Source organism: Kribbella sp. NPDC051952 (genome assembly GCF_040680855.1).
Lineage (GTDB): Bacteria > Actinomycetota > Actinomycetes > Propionibacteriales > Kribbellaceae > Kribbella.
The window spans coordinates 50,340-70,765 of the sequence record NZ_JBFAXQ010000015.1; the positions used below are offsets into that span (position 1 = coordinate 50,340).

Below are 20,426 nucleotides of genomic sequence, written 5' to 3' on the forward strand. Positions count from 1 at the left end.
AACGACACTAGTTCAAGCCCGAGGCCAGGGTGTCCGCGAAGGTGACGTCCCGTTCGGTGCCGGAGAACCCGATCCGCCACCGGCCGGCGTCGTACGTCCCAGGTGGGAGCGCCCGGCCACCGGGTTGCCAGAGCGGTTGCCAAGCCACGCCGCCGGTGGACGGGTCGTACCAATGGTTGTCCGCCGACCACGCCGAGCCCTGCTGGTACGCCGTGACGACGCTCAGCCCGGGGCCTGTCGCCATCGACCAGTTGGGCAGTCCGGCAACATCACCGTCCCGGTTGAAGCCGCCCGGGTCGCCCTGGTCGGGTAGCGCCGAGTCAACGTTCAACGCGGCCTCCCAGACCGGTGCGGTCGTGGCGCCACGCACGGTCCAGGTGAGTCGGAGGTCGAACGTGCGAGTGCCGAAGCCGAACGACCAGTCCGCCGTCACGGGCTCGTCGCCGAAGGGGATGCCACGCAGGGATAGCGACGTACTGCTGCTCTGCACCCGACTGGCCGCGCCACTGAGATCGGTGGCGCCGAAGTTGCCGACTGCCAGGTACGGCGCTGTCGAGCGGCCGGTCGAGTCGAGGGCTGGGCGGTAGTCGCGATGGCCGTTCGGGTCGACGTCCAGACTGGTGAGGGCCGCGTGTGGACTGGTCTCGATGTTCGCGCGGTAGTACGGCGTACTCACCACTCGGCCCTTTGTCACTTGGAGCTTGGCGAAGTCGAGCGGGGCGATGTACAGACCGCCCTTGCCCCAGCCGGCTCCGGTGACGTACCACTTCTGGCCGTCCTGCACGACCTCGGCCGCATGCGCGGGGATCGTCCCGGCGAGCTGGTCGATGGTGAAGTGCAGGGGGTCCTTGCTCTTGTAGACCTTGGTCGACTCGTAGCCGCCGTCGCAACAGACGAACAGGTACCAGTCAGATCCGCGCTGGACGACGAAGGGCGACTCGGTCGGGCCTCCGAACGTGCCGGTCGACGGGTGCTGGAACGCCGTCTGCCGGTCACTCCAGTGCTTCAGGTCGGTGCTGGTGCGGTAGGCAACGATGTGGTTGCCACCGGCCGGAGTGGAGTTGGCCGTGTAGTACATGACCCACTGATTGCCGACCTTGCGGACCATCGGGTCCCGCCCGTCGAAGCCGTCGGTGAACAGTGGGTTGGCCGCGTCCCGGGTCCAGTGCACGAGGTCGGTCGAGGTCGCGAGATGCATCCGGTACGCCGTGTGGTCCGGCGTGCCGGCGGCGTAGAACATGTAGTAGGTGCCGGCGTCGTACATGACGTACGGCGCCCAGATGTGACTCTCGCCCGCCGCCGGGTCCGCGACCAGGGCCGGCGGCTGCTTGGTCCACGGGCCGTTGGGTGTCGGCGCGGTCGCGTGCCCGAAGCTCTTCTCGTCGAGCGGGTTGGCCGGCTCGGCGTGAGTGATCGCGTACACGTGCCAGGTGCCGGTAGCCCGGTCCTGCACCAGCGTGTGGTCGTTGTAGTACCAAGGCCCGGTCTCACCCACACTCGGGTCGTAGACCTTGGCGAACTGGCCCGCCGCAACCACCTTGCCGACCTTCACGTACGGCGTGATCCGCACGCGACTGGGTGACGCGACGGACTGCAGGGGTGCTGCGAGGACGGTGAGGCCGACCAGGGCGGCGAGCATTTTGCGGATCATGAGTTGAGCACCAGGTCGAGGACGTCGAGTCCGACGAGATAGCCGATGGCGGCTGGATTCTTGCCGGTCAGCGTGATCGACAGTTGGTGATTGCCGGCGGTCAACTGCGACGTCCCGAGCTCGACCTTCTGCGTACTGACGCCGGACGCCGCGTAGCCGTCGAAACTGACCGGTGCATTGCCATCAATCTGAATGTCGACAATCCCATAGTCGGCGGCCTTCGTCAGCACGGTCGAGAGGTTGTACGACCCGGTGGTCGGGACCGTGAATCCGAAGACGGTCTTGTCGCCGGCCTTGGTGCCGTGGATCCAGGCTTGGGCGCCACCGGACCAGCTCACCCCACAGCAGTTGCCCTGTGGGTCGACAGCCACGGTCGACGACACCGGCGGCAGCATCGCCTCACCCTCCAGTCGGAGGGTGCTGCCGCTGGTTGCTTGCGCGGCTGCCGACTTGGGCCCGGTGTTCCCGGCCAGGTCAACCGCGGCGATCCGGTAGGTCCAACTCTCGTGCAGCCCGAGGTTGCGATGCAGGAAACCGGGCAGCGGGCTCGTGCCGATCAGCTTCTCCTGGGCTCCGGCCTTCTTCGCGTAGATGTTGTAGTGCGCGATCCCGCTCTCATCGGCGGTGTCCGCCCACGTCACGTTGATCGCGTTGTCGGACCGCCCGGTCGCCGTCACACCGCTGACCGCGCCGGGCGCGCGCCGGTCGTCGTACGGGAGGACGAGGGACTGGACGACGTACGACGATGCGGTCCAGCTCGGGCCGGTCGGGCCGGTCGGGCCGGTCGGGCTGGTCGGGCGCAGCTCGATGTCGAGCTTGGTGCGGCCGAAGGTGAGTGCCGCGGGCAACTGGTAGTTGTCGTCGAGCCAGCGCTGGTGGCTGTTGCCGAGTGGCTGCAACCAGGTCCCGGCATCCTTGCCGTTGACAATCACCTGCGCCGACTGACCCGCCGTGTTCTGATCACTCGTCCGGCGCAGCGTCACGCCACGGTTGATCGGATCGGTCTTCACGGTGAAGCGGATCGGCTGCGTCGTCGACCGGACCTGGTCGGTCAGAGCGGTGTCGTCGTGGTCACCTTCGTAGACCGACGTCAGGTCGGACGTCTGCGCACCGGTGTCGGCGTACGCATGTTGCTGGCGACTGGCCGACGATCCGACATCGATCCGGTCGGTCTCGCGGGCCCCGAACTTCGCCGCGGTGTAGAGAAACGCGGTCGAGCCGTAGATCGCCGGGTGGTCGTCCTGCTGACCGTGCTCGATGCCGAAGTCGAGCTGGTTCTGGAAGGAGACCGAGTCGGTGATGTGGAGTCGCCAGGCGCCGTCGCACTCGTTCGTGCAGAAGCCCGCGCGGACCTCGTGGGCGGAGTTGCCGTGGAAGGGTGTCGAGTAGGTGCCGGCGTTGAAGTACCAGCCGGACTCGTAGTAGTCCTCGGTGCCGGTGCCGTGGATCGCGGGGGTCCGCTCGCTGTCGACGTACACGCGCTCGTCGCCCTCGAGGTAGCCGCGAGTATTGCCGTCCGCAAGCAGTCCCTCCATCGTCGACGAGACGCCGACGAACTTGCCGCGGCCGGCCACGTTCGCGAAGTTCCAGTCGCTGCCCTGCGTGGTCTCGCCGCGCTGGGAGATCGCGGTGAAGTACCCGGTCTTCCCGGTCGCCAGCTCGATCGCCTTGCGCGCGTCCCGGCTCGCCGTCACCTCGGCCTGACCGGTCAGCGGGTACGCCGACGTGTTCACCAGGGTGACCTTGGCGCGGGCGACGTACGGCATCGGCCACCAGGACGAGTACCAGCCGTCTGGGTCCATCGCGAAGAACAGTGAGCGGACCGGGTTCTCGCCGAGGCCTGAACCGAAGAACTCGCCGATCGGGGCGTCGACCCGCTTCACACCGTCGATGGTCACCTGCACCCGAACACCGGCGAGCAGGGAGTCGGACGGCTTCACCCGGGCGGCGTCCGCATCGGTTGCGGCGTACGCCATCGCGTGCGATCCGCTCCAGTTCTGCTGGGTGATCGAGTACCCGTGCGCCTGCTCATCGGCGACATGGTCGGGGCCGACGTCGAGGGTGTCGGTGCGCTTCGTTTGATTGTCGACAATCGAATCCGCCCAGTAGGTGAACTCGTTGAAGTCGAGATCCGACGAGACGAACTCGTTCGTGATCGTGATCTGCGACTTGCCGGCCGTGGCACTGGCCGGCAGGTCGACAACCTGGTCGAGCCACTGGGCGCCTTGGGCCTTGAGTGGCGCCCACTCGCCGACCTGAACGCCGTCGACGAGGACCTTCGCGCGCTGGTTGCCGATCCGCAGATCCATCCGGCGGATCAGCTTCACGCCGGTGTTGGCCGGGTCGATCTTCATCGTGAACTTGCTGCCACCGAGGAATGCGCGTCCGTCGTCCGCGAAGCTCTGCAGGTCGAGACCGACCACCTCGGGGAGTTTGAGCCGCAGCGCGCTGAGTTCGCCCGGGCCGTAGCTGTCGGCCAGTGTGATTTGTTTGCCGGGGGCAAGCTTCAGCGGGGTCGTCTTGGTTGTGCTGTTCGGCTGGGCCGGCTTGGGATCCTTGGTTCCGGCCGCGTTGAGGAGTGCGATGACGTCCTCGGCCTTGTCGCTCGGATCGAAGGTACGAATGCCGTTCGCGTCGGGGAACTGGCGGTAGTCGACGTGGTAGAAGAGCGGATTGGTCTGGGTGGTGATGCGCATCGACGTGCGGTACGGCATCGGGACGCGGATGTACACGCCGCCACTGGTCTGCACCGCATTGGCGACGAGCGGGTAGCTGAAGGGCGCGCCGAGTTTGCCGTCGACGATGTCCTGCAGACTCCCGTGCAGGACCTGCTTGCCGTCGAGCTCGACGGTGATCGTGCCGGTCTTGGTGACGTTGCCCTCGTCGCGGGTGAACCAGATCGACGCGACCTCACCCGGTCCGGAGTCTTCCGCGATCACGCAGCCCGCGTCCGTCGTACGGAGGCACGAGTAGGTGCCGTCGAAGCCGTCGTTGTTCGTGCCGTCCCGGCCGAAGCTGGAGAACTGTTTCGTCCGTACGCCGGTCTGCAGCTCAGGCAGTCGGTCCAGGTTCCGGTAGACGTCCCAGCCGACGGGTCCGTTGTCGTTGCCGGCGTACGTCGTGGCTGAGGCTGCAGCCGCGGGTGTGGTTGCGGCTGTTGTTGCGACGGGCAGGACGAGCAGGGCGCTGACGAGCAGCGCGGCGACACGACGGAGCATGGGGCGGCCTTCCGACTTCGTGGCGGGAAATCGATTTCTCAGATGTCTACCATCGATTCACCGTGGTTGAGAAGAGCTCGCCGCCGGTGACTTCGGCTGTCCGCAGGTCGGGCCGGTGGTTGCGGCGCCGGCCCGGAGGGCCAGACTGGGTCCGGCATACAACTTGAGACTGCGGGAGATTCGATGAGTTCTGCCAAAGCCCAGATCGGGGTCACCGGCCTCGCGGTGATGGGCCGCAACCTGGCCCGGAACCTCGCGCGCAACGGATTCAGCGTCGCGCTGCACAACCGCTCCCAGGCGCGCACGGACTCGCTGGTTGCGGAGTTCGGCTCCGAGGGTGACTACGTCCCGTCGACAGACCTGGCGGGCTTCGTCGAGTCGCTGGAGCAGCCGCGCAAGATCATCGTCATGGTCAAGGCCGGCGCCCCGACCGACGCGGTCATCGACGAACTGGTGCCACTGCTCGACGAGGGCGACATCGTCGTCGACGCCGGCAACGCGCACTTCGTCGACACGCGGCGCCGCGAGAGCGCGCTGAAGGAGAAGGGCCTGCATTTCGTCGGCAGCGGCGTGTCCGGCGGCGAGGAAGGCGCGCTGAACGGCCCGAGCATCATGCCGGGCGGTTCCCCGGAGTCGTACGCCGCGCTCGAGCCGATGCTGACCAAGATCTCCGCGCACGTGAACGGCGAGCCGTGCTGCGTGCACGTCGGTCCGGACGGCGCGGGTCACTTCGTGAAGATGCTGCACAACGGCATCGAGTACGCCGACATGCAGCTGATCGCGGAGGCGTACGACCTGCTCCGGCACGTGCTCGACCTGTCCCCCGCCGAACTGGCGGACGTGTTCCGGGAGTGGAACACCGGCGACCTCGAGTCGTTCCTGATCGAGATCACCGCCGAGGTGCTCAGCCAGACCGACCCGACCACGGGTGGCTCGTTCGTTGACGTCGTACTGGATCAGGCCGAGCAGAAGGGCACCGGTCGGTGGACCGTGCAGTCCGCGCTCGACCTGGGCATCCCGGTGAGCGGTATGGCCGAGGCGGTGTTCGCGCGGTCGCTGTCGGGCGACGTCGTACGGCGTGAGGCCGCGGCCGGTGTACTTCCGGGTCCGGCGACGCCGAAGGTGGACGTCGATCGGGACGCGTTCGTGGACGACGTACGGCATGCGCTGTACTCGTCGAAGCTGGTCGCGTACGCGCAGGGGTTCGACGCTATCCGGGCCGCCAGTGAGGAGTACGACTGGAACATCGACCTGGGTGCGATGGCGACGATCTGGCGTGGCGGGTGCATCATCCGGGCCCGCTTCCTGGACCGCATCAAGGAGGCGTACGACCGCAACCCGGACCTGCCCTCGCTGCTCGTCGACGACTACTTCAAGGAAGCCGTCGCCAACGGCCAGGAGGCCTGGCGTCGTGTCGTCGCGACCGCGGCCACTGTCGGCGTCCCGGCGCCCGGCTTCTCGGCGGCCCTGTCGTACTACGACGGCCTCCGCGCCGAGCGCCTCCCGGCGGCCCTGATCCAGGGTCTCCGCGACCTCTTCGGGGCCCACACCTACAAGCGGGTCGACCGCGAAGGCACCTACCACCTCGAGTGGTCGGCCGACCGCTCGGAAACCCGGTCCTGACCTGCGGATCGCCGTGTGGCGGGTTGGTGTAAGCGTCGAACGTATGTTCTAATAAGACGCCCAGCGCCAGCCCGCTTCGGCGGGCGATGTTCTTAAGGAGATCGCCGCAACGATGACTGTAGACACTCTGGCAGCAGAAGCGCCGTCCACTGACGCCGACACTCCCGATGTAGTGGCCCCGTCTCTCGACAGCACGCCGGCGCCCGACGCGTCCACGGCGCAGGTCGACGAGAAGGCACAGCTCGACGAGAAGGTGTCCGCCGAGGTTCCGGGCGAGGACGAGCCGGCCGCGAAGCCGAAGAAGGCGCCGGCGAAGAAGGCCGCCGGCAAGAAGACCAAGACCCTGGAGCTGACCCTCACGGTCACCGGCACCGCCGATGGTGAGTGGCACGCCGAGCTCAAGCAGGGCAACACCTACCTGGCTCGCAACCTCGCCGTCGCCGCCGCGGCCGTCTCCCGCGCCGCGAAGGAACTGCACGAGGACCTCTCCACGCCGATCGACGAGGTCATCGAGGCCGCCCGCGAACAGCAGGCCGCCAAGGTCGCCGCCCTCGAAGCCGAACTGGAAGCCGCGCGCCAGGCCCTGGCCGACCTCGAGAACTAGCCCCCGAACCACACGCACCCCGGCCGAGCGTCTCGCCACGCCCCGGGGTGCGTGGCTTTACCTGTAGCTCGGAAACCCTTGTGGCTCAGGAAATGTGATGTAACCGGCGCGCCGGGTTGCTGGGCGTGGTGGGGATTGAGGCCTTACCGTGTTTTTCTGGGCCGATCCCACCAGGCCCTGACCGCTCCGAACCGAAGGGGTCAGATGAGTACCTTCCAGGACCTGGGATCGCTGCTGCTGGTGCGCGGCGCGGATGAGCTCGAGCACGCGGGCGGGACGCTGTACGTCCATCTCCACCGCGTTGCCAAGCGCCTGACCTCCCTCGGCGCCTCCGACACCCTCGTCCTGGCCGGCCTCGCCCACGCGGCGTACGGGACCGACGGTTTTCCGACGCACCTGTTCGACTGGCAGACCGAGCGCCCGGTCCTGGAGTCCGTGATCGGTCCCGAGGCGGAGCTGATCGTCTATCGGTATGGCTCCTGCGACCGCGAGACCACCTGGCGCGACCTCGCCGAGCACTGCACGGTCGCGGACCGCTTCACCGGTACGTCGGAGGAGCTCTCCACCGCGGACCTCCGTGAGTTCGTCGACCTCACCATCGTCAACGAACTGGATGTCCTCGAGCACGCCCCGGCCCTGGCCCCCAAACTGCGGCCGTTCCTCCAGGAACAGGTCCCGCGCTGGCAGTCCCTGGCCTCCCCCGCAGTCCTCGCCGACGCCAACCGGATGCTTCAGGTCTAGATCGTTAAGCTCTACCTGCGACTGTGAACTAGGCAGCGCGTCCCTTCCCGTGCCACGCTGCGGAAATGACTGCAGGGGGCTGGAGATCACAGGGGTGGGCGGCCTTGGCCGCGTCGGTTGCTCTGGTGCTCGGCGCGGTGGTGGCTCCGGCCGCGAGCGCCGTACCAGCGAAGGTGAACTCGCCGGATCCGGCGCTGACCATCACCAACGTCACACTCGGACGTACGTCGGTCGCCGTCTCCGGACTCAACACCGTCGCAGTGCCTGTCACCGTGGTCGGCGGCTACGCCACGACCGACGCGAACCCCATCTATCTCAACGTGTTCCTGAACCGCAGCGGCGGCAGCGGACCGGTGCGGCAGATGGTCGCGGGCCTGCTGACGCTGGACTCCGGAACCGTCCAGAGCGGCACCTGGAAGGGCTTCCTTTACGTGCCGTCGACAGCGAACGGAACGTTCACGGTCACCGGGGTGATGAGCGGCCAGATCATCGACGGCTCCGACGGCAGCATGACGACGCCGACCCCGTTCGCCGGCCCGAACCTCGCCGTCACCGGTCTCCACCTGCCGAAGATCGGCGTCTCGATCATCCCGAAGGTGGTCCCGTTCGGATCGGCGTACACAGCCCGGGTCGCGATCACCGACTCCGCGACCGGCAAGGCGTACGGCAGCCGGATCAACGTCCAGATCACCTGGGACAACCTCTGCGTCGAGCACGACGGCGACCGCTACCTCACCAACACCTCCGGCATCGTCGACCGCGCCTACCCGGCTGCCGCCGGAGATGCTCTGAACTGCGTCCGGCTCCGCGGCCGCTCGTTCGACACCGCAGGACTGGGCTGGTCGGTCAGCCGTCCGGGCATCGTCAGCGCAGCGCCGTCCAAGACCAGTGCCCGGGTCGGCACCATCGTCCCGGTGAACGGCACCGTCGCCGGCATTGCGTCCGGCTGCCCGGTCATCCTGCAGCGCCTGTACGGCGCGACGGCGTGGCGCGCGGTCAGTCAGGACGTCGTGCGGCAGAGCGGACGGTTCACAGTGCTCGCCCAGCCGCCATACGCCGGCAACCTGATCTACCGCGTCTACTTCCCGCGCTGCGGGAGGTATCAGGCGGGGTACAGCACGAGCTTCGTCATCCGGGGGATCTGATGCGAACCCTGCGCGCGGTGCTCACGGCGCTGGCCGTGATCGGGTCGACCCTGGTCGCGATCCCTGCAGCCGAAGGCGTTCCGGACCCCAAGCTGACGGTTACCAGCGTCACGCTCGGACGTACCTCGGTCGCCGTCTCCGGCATGAACACCGTGCCGGTGTCGGTGCGGGTGAAGGCGAGCTACGACTCGGACAGCCCGTATGTTCAGCTGGTCGTGTTCCTGAAGCGCACGGCCGGGACCGGGCAGCTCGCGACGATGATCGCGATCGACCTGGCCCGCGTGTCCGGCACGACCCAGGACGGCGAGTGGCTCGGCACGCTGAACGTGCCCTCGACGGCGAACGGGACCTTCCAGGTGAGCGCCGTACAGGTCGGTCCTTACACGGTGAACGCGAGCGGGAACAATCCGATCGACCCGACCCCGTTCGTCGGGCCGAATCTGACCGTGGCCGGCTTCCATCTGCCGAAGCTGAGCGCGACAGTCATTCCTCGCGTCGTGCCGTTCGGGTCCGGGTTCACGGTCCGGGGCGCGGTGACGGACTCCGCCACCGGGAAGCCGTACGGGACCGGGATCCCGATCCGGCTCCTGGCCGCCGCGTGGTGCAAGCAGATCGCGGTCAGCGAGGGCCCGCGCAGCAACCCGGCCGGGGTGGTCGAGGAGTCGTACACCGGCGGGCTGGCCGACAGCGTCACCTGCGTCCGGCTGATCAACGGCCCGTTCGACAAGCTCTCGCTCACCTTCCTGGTAGCGCGGCCGGGCATCGTGGCCGCGGTCCCATCGAAGGCAAGCGCGTCGGTCGGGACAGTCGTGCCGGTCAACGGCTCGGTCGCCGGTGCGCCCGCGGGTTGTCTCGTCGTCCTGCAGCGACTGCTCGGCGCCACCCAATGGCGCACCGCCAGCCAGGCAGCCGTCCGCTCGAGCGGACGCTTCACCGTCCTCGCCCAGCCGCCGTACGCCGGCAATGTCCTCTACCGGGTGTCCTTCCCGACCTGCACCCGCTACCAGGCCGGAGTCAGCAAGAGCTTCGTCATCCGCGGCCTCTGACTCGGCACTACAGCCCACCACGCAGACTGGGCGTGTGAAACGGTTCCTGCGTCGGCTGCTGCTGGGCATCTTGGCCTTCTGGTTGGCGATCACCATCGCATCGCTCGGCTACAACGCCTTCACGAACGGAACCGCCGAACCACCGCCCGGCCTGAAGTTCGTCCAGACCGGAGACGTCAAGACCCGCTACGACAGCTGGGGTACGACGGGAACGCCGATCGTGCTCGTCCATGGCGCGGTCGAATCGGTCGACACCTGGTCCCGGCTCGTGCCACTGCTGGCGAAGAATCACCGGGTCTATGCGTACGACATCACCGGATACGGCTACAGCGAGCGCAAGGCGCCGTACACGATCGAGCACCTGACCGCGCAGCTCCTCGGGTTCCTGGATGCGATGCACCTGGGTGGTCCGGGCGAGCCGCGGCCGATCCTGGTCGGGCATTCGCTGGGTGCGGGTATCGCGGCCGAGGCGACGCTGGAAGCGCCGGCGCGGATCGGCGGCATCATGTTCCTCGACGGCGACGGACTGCCGCTGCCCAACGACGGACCGCGGCCGTTGGTCGTTCCGCCGTACCGGACCACGCTGCTGCGGCTCGTGCTGGGATCGGACTGGCTGATTCGCAAGATCTACAACGGCGTCTGCGCGCCCGACTGCCCCGCGCCGGATGTTGATCAATGGACCCGGCCGTTCCGTCAGCCCGGCGCGGAGAAGGCGGTCTGGCAGATGACCGCCCACGGCATTCCCGCGGTCTCCGCCGAGCGGCTGACCAAGCTCCGTGACCTCGCGATCCCGAAGTCGGTGGTCTTCGGCGCACTCGACACGAACGGCGGCAACGCGACCGAAACGGCCACTCGCATCGGCGCCCCGCCGCCCACGCTGATTCCTGACGCCAACCACCTGACCCCGATCTCCAACCCGACCGAAGTCGCGGCAGCGATCAACGGTCTCGCTGGAAATCGGGCCGAGGGCGACGGATGATCGAGATATGGCCCGTTACGAAGTGGTTGCGCGTGCGAAGACCGACCGACGACTCTCCGACTCCGACTACCTCAAGCTGTCGCTGAAATCCTTCAGCCTGGACAAGGGCATGCGGCTCCAGCGGGTCGAGGACCTGCCGGACGGTTCGATCGCCGTCGTGCTGCAGCAGAAGTTCTCGCCGCGCAAGCACGACACGGCGTGCGAGATGGCGAACCGCAGTCTGATCCAGCTGGGGATCCCGGCCAGCCAGGTCCAGCAGATCGACCTGCACCGGCTCTCCCGCAACGGCCGGACCCTGGTCCGTTCGTGGGTCGGGCCGAGCACGCCGCCCGGCCCGGATACCGCGGGCGACCGCGAGCCTCGTCGCCCGAAGCCCGCCCCGCCACACCTGAACGCAGCCCTCGACCTACCGCACGAATAGCTCACACGCGGCCGTCGACCTGCCGCGCGAATAGCTCACACGCGGCCCTCGAGCTACCGCGCGAATGGCTAATACGCGGCCCTCGAGCCAGCGCGAGTAGCTGGTCACATGTCGAAGACCTCGAAGCGGGCGCCGTACTTGGTCCCGAGGAGCGTGCCGGTCGGGCGTGACGCGCCTTCGAGGAACTCCTCCGGGTCGAAGTGCGGCCAGTTGAGACCGTCGATGTAAGCCTTGTGCGCCTTCAGCGACTGGACCCCGATGTCGAACGTGTCCGTGGTGTCCACACCATGCTTCGACCCAGGCGATCCACCCGCCCAGACCTGACGTACGCCGCCCCACTTCTCCCCCGCGTCCGGGAAGATCCACCGGTTGGCGGCATCGCGAACGGCGTCCAACGTGGCGTGGCCGGTGTTCATGTGGTCGGCCTGGTTGAGCGTCGTCGCGCCGTCCCAGGTGTCCCGGAAGTTGTTGGTGATCACGATCTCCGGCTGGTGCCGGCGGATCACCTCCGTGATGACCCGGCGGAGCGGTACGCCGTACTCGATCGTGCCGTCCGGCTGGCCGAGGAACTCGACCGCCGAGACCCCGACGATCCGGGCCGACTCGATCTGCTCGGCCTCGCGCAACGGACCGCACTCGGCCGGCGCGACGCCGTCGATCCCGGCCTCGCCGGAGGTCAGCATGCAGTACACGATCTCCTTGCCCTGCGCCGTCCACCGCGCGATCGCCGCCGCCGTCCCGAACTCCAGATCATCCGGGTGTGCGACCACCGCGAGTGCCTTCTGCCAATCCTCGACTACCGGTTCGAGCCCCTCCACAGCATTCATGTCGGCAGACTAACCTGATCCGGAGCCCGGGCTCAGCCGAAAATCTGGCGGGTGTACGGGTTCTCGAAGGTTCGCCGTGGATCGAGCCGGTCGCGGACGGCGAGGTAGTCCTCGAAGTGTGGGTAGCGGGTCCGAAGGTCGGCGGCGGTAAGCGTGTGCAGCTTCCCCCAGTGCGGACGACCGTTGTAGTCGGCCACGATGCGCTCGAACGCACGGAAGTACGGCTCGTGCGGCAACCGGTGGTACTGGTGGATCGCGACGTACGCCGTGTCCCGCCCGGACGCCGTGGACAACCAGATGTCGTCCGCCGCCGCCACCCGGACCTCGATCGGGAACGGGAAGTGGTGACCCGAACTGTCGATCCAGTCCCGCAACCGGCGGATCACCTCGACCACATGCTCCCGCGGTACGGCGTACTCGGACTCGCGGAACACCACGTTGCGTTCGGAGCAGAACACCTTGTACGACGCGTCGACATACTCGCGGGCGGACAGTGCACGGGACGCGAGCCCGTTGATCCGCGGAACCAGGCCGGGTCGTCGCATCGCCAGCCGGTTGGTCAGCTCGAAGACCTTGTTGGACAGGAGTTCGTCGTCGATCCAGCCGCGGACCCGGCCGACCGGGGACGCCTCGACGCCGGCCGCGACCCGGTTGTTGCGTTTGGTCAGCGCGATGTCCGTGTGCGGGAACCAGTAGAACTCGAAGTGATCGTTGCCATCGACAAACTCATCGAACCCCTGCAGCACGTCACCCAGCGGAAGCGGCATCTCCTGTGCCCGCAGGAGGAATGCCGGCACACACTGCAACGTGAGTGAACTGATCACGCCGAGCGCACCGACCGACACTCGGGCGGCCGCGAAGACATCCGGATTCTCCTCCGCCGAGCAGTGCAGCACCGAACCGTCCGCCGTGACCAGGTCTAGCCCAACGATCTGGGTAGCCAGACCACCGAGGCGCGCACCGGTGCCGTGGGTCCCGGTGGAGACCGCGCCGGAGATCGTCTGTTTGTCGATGTCGCCGAGATTCGCCATCGCCAGATCGAAGGCGGCGAGGCCGGCATTCAGCTTGCGCAGACCGGTGCCCGCGCCGACCGTGACCAGCCCGGATCCCTTGTCCGCATGGAGGATCGAGGACAGGCCCTCCATCCGGATCATCACCTGCTCGGGCACCGAGCAGCCCGTGAACGAGTGGCCGGCACCGACGGCCTTGAGCTTCTTGCCCTGCTCGGCGGCGGTCTTCACCGCCGCCGCGAGCTCGTCGACCGAAGTTGGTTGCAGGACCTCCACACCGGTGGCGGACTCGGTGCCCGCCCAGTTCCGCCAGGTGCTCATCCGAAGTTCTTCCCCTCGCCCCGGTAGGTGGCGAGCTCCGTCAACTCGTCACCATCGATCGCGTGCACGACCTCGAATCTCTCCAGCATTTCGCCCGCCTTCGCATAGCGCATCCAAACTCTGTCTCCAAGATGCAGCCCAGCGGCGGAACTCCCAAGGACCGGAGTCTGCACTTCTCCGGCACCTTCTGTGCCCAAAAGCTTCAAGCCGGCCGGCCACGTCGGCGAAGGCAGGCGCGATTTCTTCGCCGGGCCCGAGGCGACATAACCACCACCGAAGAGCGTGGCGATCCGCGGCGCAGGACGGCGTACGACGTCCAGTGCGTAGGCGACCGCGTGTTCCGGCTGGAATACGTCGTACTTGTCGAAGAGGGTCGGTCCGTAGAGGCCCGAGCCCGCGGTGACCTCGGTGACGACCGGGTCGGCGCTGCTGACCTCGATGCTGCCGGTGCCACCGCTGTTGACGAGGCGGAGCGGTGCGAACTGCTTGACCGCGTCGACCACCGCACCACGGCGGTCGGCAAGCTCAGCGGCCGAACGGCGCTTCACCCAACGCACAGCCGGTGAGGTGTCAGGGAGTCCGGCGATCTGGGCCTCGTAGAACATCACCCCGACCAACTCGAAGGCGTCGTCCGCGGCGACCGTACGAGCGAGGTCGGCGACGTCAGCCGGGGTCCGCAGCGGAGAACGCCGTACGCCGAGATGCTGGCCGAAGACCCGCAACGACGCGTCCACGTCCAGGCAGACCTGGATGCGCGCGCTCCCCGTGGCGACCGACTTGATGAACTCGAGGTGCTCAGGCGAGTCGATCATCAGCGTGATCCGACCAGCCGCCTCGGAGTCCTCGGAGAGGGCTCGCAGGGCGGTGCGGTGCGTAGTCGGGTACCCGAGCAGGATGTCGTCGACACCGTTCTGAGCCAGCCAGAGCGCCTCGGGGAGCGCGTAACTCATCACGCCGTGGAACCCGGGCCGCTCGAGCGCCGCCGCGATCAGGGCGCGGCAACGCACCGACTTGGAGGCAATCCGGATCGGCGTCCCGTTGGCCCGCCGGACCAGATCGTCCGCGTTCCGGCGGAACGCGGCCAGGTCGACCACCGCGTACGGCGCGTCGAGGTCCGCGGTCAGGCGGGCATACCGGTCGAAGTCACCCATAACCGGAGTGTAGGTCAAGGAATACTGAAAGGTAATACAGCTTCTACGGCGAATCCATCACGGCTTCGAAGGCTGGTACGACGCCGTGGGCCCAGTCGGCCTGCGTGTCGGGCTTGTCGGAGGTCGCAGCGAGCAACGCGAGCGTCGACCCGTGCATCACGGAGACGTCGACGTACGACTCGGCTCCCGCGTACGTCCGAACGGCCGCCGCAGCACTGTCCTCCGACCACAGCCCCTTGACCGACAGATCCCCACCGGATCCGCACGCCTTCATCCGACTCTGATAGCCAGTGAAGTACGCCGTCGCCTTGGCAGCGTCAGCGAACCGCAGCAGCAACGCAGTCGCGGGCTGCGTGTCCGACGTGCGATAAGTGCCGGAGAGCGCGTACTGCGGGACCGGCAGCGACCCCGCGACCGGCTGCCCCGAGCACCCGGAGGGCAGCGCCTCGTACGACGCCTGATGCGCATCCCGGCGACGGGTCCAGGTCTTGTTGCCCAAGAACCCCGCCTCCGCCCCACCCGGGTCGACGTACGTCTTCCACCCGGCCCCGAGCTTGTCCGGCGTCGGCAGGTTGCGCCCACTGAGCGGACCGGCCGTAGCCGGAGGCGGTGCGGTCGCCTGCTCCGGCACCTCCGGCGGAACGGCCGCATCGGTCGGCTTCACCGTGCTCAACGTGTTGGTCGGCACCGGCACCGTCCCACCCACCGTGCTGGGGATGACCGGAGTCGGGGTCGCGGACGGCTTGGACTCGGCCGCTTCCCCCGAGCCGCTGCAGCCCACCAGCAGGACTGAGAAGACCGCAGCGGCTACGAGTGCTTTCACTTCGGCTCGAAGTGCTGGTAGTCAGGCTTGGCCCAGCCGGCGCCCCAGAAATAGCCCTGGGCAACCAGAGACTTCGTGGCCACGCTGCTCGCGAAGAGCATGCCCGGACGCGCCGGCGTGCGGGTGCGGTACGAGAGACCGTTCGACGGGTACCAGACGCCATTGGCGGCCAGGTACGGGTTCTCCACGGTGTTGATGTCGATCGCCCAGCCGTACGAGTGCGGTGAGAGCGAGTAGGGGTCACCGGTGACCCGGCGGCAGTTGAAGGCCGAGGTGTTGTCGGCGGCCATCGACTTCACGTCGCTCCCGCCGAACACGTCCACCCGGCGCATCTGCCGGATCGGGAACTTCGAGTTGAACGTCGCGGTCCAGACCGTGATCATCTTCGCCACAGCGGCGTCCCGCAGCACCAGCTCACCCCGGTGCACCTTGCCGTCGAAACCCCAGTAGTTCAGTTGCAGCAGCCGCAGTGACGCCGGCTTGACCGGGCAGCCCGCCCGGTAAGTGTTCGCGACCATCGCGGCCGACACGGCGTACACCTTGGGGTTCAGTGCAGCCTTGATGACGATCTTGGCGAGCCCTGAGTACTCCATTGCCGGCTGGCTGACGTAGCGGGTCAGCACGCGGACGGTCCGGGTGGACGGGAGGTCGTCGGGGACCCGGAGCCGGAAGTTGCCCTTCGTATCCATCTTCGCGATGCCCAGCAGCCGCCACTTGCCGCTGCCGAGGTAGTCCTGCAGTGCGAGCTCCTTGCCCGGCTCGGCCGGAGTCATCCGGCCGGTCACGGACACACCGGTCAGCGTCGCGTACCAGGCGGCCGGGGTGTTGATCACGATCTTCCGGTCCTGGATCGGCACGGTCCGGTACGCCGAGATCGCCAGCGCAGTCGTGTCCTTGACCCCGATCATCGTGCGGAACGCCCAGGACCCGGTGTACGCCGACGTGTAGCTGAACTTGTACACGCCACCAGCGGTGGTCCGGGTGGAACCGCGCAGCACCCACGCACCGGGGACCCGCTGCCACAGGGTGATGTACGAGCCGGTGATCGGCTGGCTGATCTTCCCGGTGAACACCGTCGGCTTGTCCTCCCAGGACGCCGCCGGCTGGTCCAGCGTGATCGACCAGGCCGCCGCCGGAGTGACCGGCTGCGAGGGGGTGACCGGCTGCGTCGGGGTGACCGACGGGGACTCGGCGGCGGGCGGAGGCGTCACCACCGAGGGATCAGCAGTCTTCCCCACCGAAGGCGGTGGCGTCTCGGTCGCCGGAGACTCGGTCGCCGGCGACGATGGTGTTACGGATGGATCATCTGCCGCCTGGGCGGTGCCGACCGGCACCATCCCGAGCAGAAGCACCCCCACCACCCCGATGGAACGCCACGTGTTGCGCATGCCTTCCCCTCCATTGAGTTCACCTACCCCCTTAAGAGGCAGTCACACAGGAAGACGTCACACTCGACGTGGAAAGTTCTCTTATTCGTGCAGTCTTTTCACTGCAGCATCGATCCGCTCGTCGGTCCCGGTCAAGGCCACCCGCACGTGTCGCTCTCCCGCGGTGCCGTAAAAGGCGCCCGGCGCAACCAGGATGCCCCGGTCGGCCAGCGCTCCCACCGACCCATAAGCGTCGTACGACGGGTGCGAAGCCCACAGGTAGAGCCCACCGTTGGACAGGGTGATCGCCCAGCCCGCAGCGGTCAGCGCATCCCGCAGTACCGACCGGCGGCGCAGGTATCGAGCCCGCTGCTCCTCCACGTGCGTGTCATCCGCGAACGCAGCAGCCATGGCAGCCTGGATCGGCGCGGGCACCATCAGACCAGCGTGCTTGCGTACGGCGAGCAGCTCCGCCACCACCGTCGGATCACCGGCCACGAAGCCACCCCGGTAGCCGGCCAGGTTGGACCGCTTGGACAGCGAGTGCACCGCGAGCAGGTTGTCGAAGCTGCCACCACAGACGTCCGGGTGCAGCACGGACACCGGCCGCTCGTCCCAGCCGAACTCGGTGTAGCACTCGTCGCTGACCAGCAGTACGTCGTTCGCCCGGGCCCACTCGACCGTACGGCGCAGCTCGTCGGCCGAGGTGATCTCACCGGACGGGTTGCGCGGGGAGTTCAGGTAGGCCACCCGGACCGGCCCGTCGTACGTCGTCGGGTCCGCAACGGGGACGCTCGTCGCACGGGACAGGGCAGCGCCCGCCTCGTACGTCGGGTAGGCCAGGTCCGGGATGAGGACCGTGTCACCCGCGCCGATGCCCAGCAGCGTCGGCAGCATCATGATCAACTCTTTGGTCCCGATCACGGGCAGTACGTCGGTCTGCGGGTCCACTCCGGTGACGTCGATCCGCCGGGCCATCCAGTCCACAGCCGCCTGCCGGGCGGCCGACGTACCGAGGGTGGTCGGGTACCCAGGGGCGTCCGCCGCGTCGGCCAGGGCCTGCTTCACCAGGTCCGGGACCGGGTCCACCGGGCTGCCGATGGACAGGTCGACGATGCCGTCAGGATGCTCGGCCGCCTTCTGCTTGTAGGGGGCGAGCTTGTCCCACGGAAAATCGGGCAACCGGCTGGAGGTCTCGAAGATCACCCGGCCATTGTCTCCCGATCGGCTCAGCAGGGCTTACCCGGATCGACCCTTGAGAGGATCTGGTCGGCGATGACCTTGAGCTGGGCGAGTTGCTCCGGGGTGAGGCCGGCGATGACGTACTCGCGGACCGTCGTGACGTGACCCGGCGCCGCGGCGACGAGAACCTCGTAGCCGGAATCGGTGATCGTGGCCACGGTGATCCGGCCGTCGTCCTCGGCCGGCCGACGGTCGACGAAACCGCGCTGTTCGAGCCGTTTGACCACGTGCGAGAGCCGCGACAACGAGCCGTTCGCGAAGCCGGCCAGGTCGCTCATCCGCCGCGACCGGCCGGGCGACTCCGACAGCCCGGCGAGCACGAGGTACTCGAAATGGGTCAGCCCGGAGTCACGCTGCAGCTGGTAGTCCAGGACGCCGGGCAGCTTGAACATCAGGGCGGCCAGCGACATCCACGTCGCCAGCTCGTCCGGCTCCAACCACTCGGTCTCCCCCGCCACGGCATTAGTCTACCCACTTAGTTGACGCTTCAAGTCATCCGGTCTAGGTTTGAGTTGATACATCAACCAATGACCGAGAGTGGGATATGAACATCTTTCTGTGGATCGTCGCGGGGGTCCTGGCCGCCTTCTTCCTCGCCGCGGGGATCACCAAGCTGTCGCAGTCGAAGGAGAAGCTGCAGGCCGGGCAGATGAAGTGGGTCGAGGACTTCTCGGCCGGCACGGTCAAGTTCATCGGAGCCGTCGAGCTCCTCGGCGCGATCGGGCTGATCCTGCCCGCCGCCCTCGACATCGCCCCGATCCTGGTCCCGCTGGCCGCGACCGGACTCGCCGTGATCATGATCGGCGCGATCGTGACCCACGGCCGCCGCAAGGAGTTCCCGCCGGTCGCGATCAACGTGGTCATCCTGATCCTGGCCTTGCTGGTGGCGATCTTCCGGTTCGGCCCGAACAGCTTCTAGGCCTGCCAGGTCCACTGCCCGGCGACGAGTGTCGCGTGCACGGGGGTGGTGCGGAGGTCGTCGATGCCGGCCGTCACCGGATCGGCATCGAGTACGACGAGATCCGCCGTACCACCCTCGACCGGCGTCCGCCCGCCGCGCGTCGACGCATCCAGCGCAGCCGTCACCGGGATCTCCTGCTCCGGATGCCACGACTCCCGCCCGTCGTCCGACCGCCGTACAGCAGCCGCCATCGACAGCCACGGATCGAGCGGCGCGACCGGCGCATCGGACCCCAACCGCAGCTCGGCTCCGGCCGCCAGCAGACCAGCAAAGGCGAACGCGCGATCCGTCCGCCCGGACCAGTGCCGATCCGCCACATCCCGGTCGTCCAGCGCGTGCACCGGCTGCACGCTCGCCGCCACTCCCAGCTGCTTGAACCGCGGGAAGTCCGCCGGTGCGATCAGCTGCGCATGCTCGATCGTCCCGCCAATCCCAAGCGTCTCGAACGCATCCAGGACCAGCCCGTTGGCGTGGTCCCCGATCGCGTGGATGGTGCTCGCGATCCCATGCTCGTGCGCCTTCCGCATCAGCGGCACCAGGACCTCAGGCGGTACGACAAGCAGCCCATAGTCGTCCAGTCCCGGATAGGGGTCGTGGCAGTACGCCGTACGCGTGTTGAGCGACCCGTCCGTCATCACCTTCAACGGCCCCATCGTGACCAGCCCGCCGGTCTCCGGTACGACGTCACCCGTCCGCAGCCCCTGTGGCCTGCGCGGCCTCTGTCACCAAGGCGGTGGACGGTGCGGCGCTCTGCATCAGTGCCATCACCGGCGCGAACTCGGTCTCCCGCACCACACCGCTCGGTCGATCCGCGGCACCGATCAGCCGAAGCGCTGCGCTGTTCAGCCAGCCGCTATGTAGGTCTGCACTCGCCAGCGCGACGGGTACGTCCCCAGAGACCTCGTCGAGCATCGATTTGAGCGGCTGGTCCGGCCAGAGTCCGTCGCGGAACCCGTACCCGAGCAGTCCGGCTCCGGCTGAGGGCGGGTTGGTGGCGAGGCGGTCCCGGACCCGATCGGCGACCTCTCGGGCGGACGTCGTACCGGACAGGTCGAGGTGCTGCCGGGACAACGCCCACTGCTGGAAGTGCACGTGGTGGTCCCACAGACCGTTCATCAGGTAGCGGCCGTCCAGGTCGACCACCTCACCGACGGACTCGGTGCCGACCGGGCTGACGCGCGCGATGGTCCCATCGGTGATCAAGACATCGACCGGATCGGCAGCCAGGCCAGCACGGACCAGGCGGACGCGCCGAAGCAGAAGGTCAGTCATGGCCCTTACTCTGCATGTTCAGGA

19 protein-coding genes are annotated in these 20,426 nt (G+C 67.8%); 8 read left to right on the plus strand and 11 right to left on the minus strand.

The features are described 5' to 3' along the window. Positions 1 to 7: 7 nt before the first annotated feature. Positions 8 to 1,651: a family 43 glycosylhydrolase gene (locus AB0L70_RS26075; protein WP_363688477.1), complete on the minus strand. Its 1,644-nt coding sequence runs from the start codon at positions 1,649 to 1,651 to the stop codon at positions 8 to 10. Beyond that, positions 1,648 to 4,869 carry a DUF2961 domain-containing protein gene (locus AB0L70_RS26080; RefSeq protein ID WP_363688479.1) on the minus strand — a complete coding sequence of 1,074 codons (3,222 nt, stop codon included), beginning with the start codon at positions 4,867 to 4,869 and terminating at the stop codon, positions 1,648 to 1,650. The genes AB0L70_RS26075 and AB0L70_RS26080 overlap by 4 nt, the downstream gene beginning before the upstream one ends. A 183-nt stretch (positions 4,870 to 5,052) precedes the next feature. Between AB0L70_RS26080 and gndA the strand changes: the two genes are divergently transcribed. From gndA to AB0L70_RS26115, 7 genes are all read left to right on the plus strand, one after another. Next, the gene (gndA, locus tag AB0L70_RS26085) at positions 5,053 to 6,492 is read left to right on the plus strand and encodes an NADP-dependent phosphogluconate dehydrogenase (protein WP_363688481.1); all 1,440 of its coding nucleotides are present in this window, start codon (positions 5,053 to 5,055) and stop codon (positions 6,490 to 6,492) included. 112 nt (positions 6,493 to 6,604) lie between these two features. Continuing rightward, on the plus strand, positions 6,605 to 7,096 hold the full coding sequence (locus tag AB0L70_RS26090) for a DUF6319 family protein (protein WP_363688482.1): 492 nt from the start codon (positions 6,605 to 6,607) through the stop codon (positions 7,094 to 7,096). A gap of 204 nt (positions 7,097 to 7,300) precedes the next feature. Then, positions 7,301 to 7,837, plus strand: a complete 537-nt coding sequence (locus AB0L70_RS26095) for a DUF6817 domain-containing protein (protein ID WP_363688484.1) — start codon at positions 7,301 to 7,303, stop codon at positions 7,835 to 7,837. A gap of 65 nt (positions 7,838 to 7,902) precedes the next feature. Beyond that, positions 7,903 to 8,982, plus strand: coding sequence for a hypothetical protein (locus tag AB0L70_RS26100; RefSeq protein ID WP_363688486.1), 1,080 nt, complete (start codon positions 7,903 to 7,905; stop codon positions 8,980 to 8,982). Next, the gene (locus AB0L70_RS26105; RefSeq protein WP_363688488.1) at positions 8,982 to 10,028 is read left to right on the plus strand and encodes a hypothetical protein; all 1,047 of its coding nucleotides are present in this window, start codon (positions 8,982 to 8,984) and stop codon (positions 10,026 to 10,028) included. Before AB0L70_RS26100 ends, AB0L70_RS26105 begins: the two co-directional genes overlap by 1 nt. Before the next feature lie 34 nt (positions 10,029 to 10,062). Further along, positions 10,063 to 11,007 (plus strand): alpha/beta hydrolase, encoded by a 945-nt coding sequence (locus AB0L70_RS26110; protein ID WP_363688490.1) that lies wholly within the window; start codon positions 10,063 to 10,065, stop codon positions 11,005 to 11,007. Between the two features lie 7 nt (positions 11,008 to 11,014). Beyond that, complete coding sequence (locus AB0L70_RS26115; RefSeq protein ID WP_363688492.1) at positions 11,015 to 11,428, plus strand: hypothetical protein; 414 nt, start codon at positions 11,015 to 11,017, stop codon at positions 11,426 to 11,428. A 104-nt stretch (positions 11,429 to 11,532) separates the two neighbouring features. On the opposite strand, the gene AB0L70_RS26120 is transcribed toward AB0L70_RS26115, so the two are convergent. From AB0L70_RS26120 to AB0L70_RS26150, 7 genes are all read right to left on the minus strand, one after another. Next, complete coding sequence (locus AB0L70_RS26120) at positions 11,533 to 12,255, minus strand: PIG-L deacetylase family protein (protein WP_363688494.1); 723 nt, start codon at positions 12,253 to 12,255, stop codon at positions 11,533 to 11,535. Between the two features lie 32 nt (positions 12,256 to 12,287). Beyond that, the gene (locus AB0L70_RS26125; RefSeq protein WP_363688496.1) at positions 12,288 to 13,586 is read right to left on the minus strand and encodes a D-arabinono-1,4-lactone oxidase; all 1,299 of its coding nucleotides are present in this window, start codon (positions 13,584 to 13,586) and stop codon (positions 12,288 to 12,290) included. After that, on the minus strand, positions 13,583 to 14,737 hold the full coding sequence (locus tag AB0L70_RS26130; protein ID WP_363688498.1) for an amino acid deaminase/aldolase: 1,155 nt from the start codon (positions 14,735 to 14,737) through the stop codon (positions 13,583 to 13,585). The genes AB0L70_RS26125 and AB0L70_RS26130 overlap by 4 nt, the downstream gene beginning before the upstream one ends. A gap of 43 nt (positions 14,738 to 14,780) precedes the next feature. Then, complete coding sequence (locus AB0L70_RS26135) at positions 14,781 to 15,560, minus strand: hypothetical protein (RefSeq protein ID WP_363688500.1); 780 nt, start codon at positions 15,558 to 15,560, stop codon at positions 14,781 to 14,783. Then, on the minus strand, positions 15,557 to 16,948 hold the full coding sequence (locus AB0L70_RS26140; RefSeq protein WP_363688502.1) for a M15 family metallopeptidase: 1,392 nt from the start codon (positions 16,946 to 16,948) through the stop codon (positions 15,557 to 15,559). The genes AB0L70_RS26135 and AB0L70_RS26140 overlap by 4 nt, the downstream gene beginning before the upstream one ends. Before the next feature lie 81 nt (positions 16,949 to 17,029). Beyond that, on the minus strand, positions 17,030 to 18,130 hold the full coding sequence (dapC, locus tag AB0L70_RS26145; protein ID WP_363688790.1) for a succinyldiaminopimelate transaminase: 1,101 nt from the start codon (positions 18,128 to 18,130) through the stop codon (positions 17,030 to 17,032). Between the two features lie 26 nt (positions 18,131 to 18,156). Continuing rightward, positions 18,157 to 18,627, minus strand: coding sequence for a MarR family transcriptional regulator (locus tag AB0L70_RS26150; protein WP_363688504.1), 471 nt, complete (start codon positions 18,625 to 18,627; stop codon positions 18,157 to 18,159). Positions 18,628 to 18,713: 86 nt separating this feature from the next. Between AB0L70_RS26150 and AB0L70_RS26155 the strand changes: the two genes are divergently transcribed. Further along, positions 18,714 to 19,088 carry a DoxX family protein gene (locus AB0L70_RS26155; protein WP_363688506.1) on the plus strand — a complete coding sequence of 125 codons (375 nt, stop codon included), beginning with the start codon at positions 18,714 to 18,716 and terminating at the stop codon, positions 19,086 to 19,088. On the opposite strand, the gene AB0L70_RS26160 is transcribed toward AB0L70_RS26155, so the two are convergent. Both AB0L70_RS26160 and AB0L70_RS26165 read right to left on the minus strand, forming a co-directional pair. Continuing rightward, on the minus strand, positions 19,085 to 19,783 hold the full coding sequence (locus AB0L70_RS26160; protein ID WP_363688508.1) for an amidohydrolase family protein: 699 nt from the start codon (positions 19,781 to 19,783) through the stop codon (positions 19,085 to 19,087). The two genes, AB0L70_RS26155 and AB0L70_RS26160, sit on opposite strands and share 4 nt — an antisense overlap. A gap of 31 nt (positions 19,784 to 19,814) precedes the next feature. Continuing rightward, positions 19,815 to 20,402 carry an amidohydrolase family protein gene (locus tag AB0L70_RS26165; RefSeq protein WP_363688510.1) on the minus strand — a complete coding sequence of 196 codons (588 nt, stop codon included), beginning with the start codon at positions 20,400 to 20,402 and terminating at the stop codon, positions 19,815 to 19,817. Positions 20,403 to 20,426: the final 24 nt, after the last annotated feature.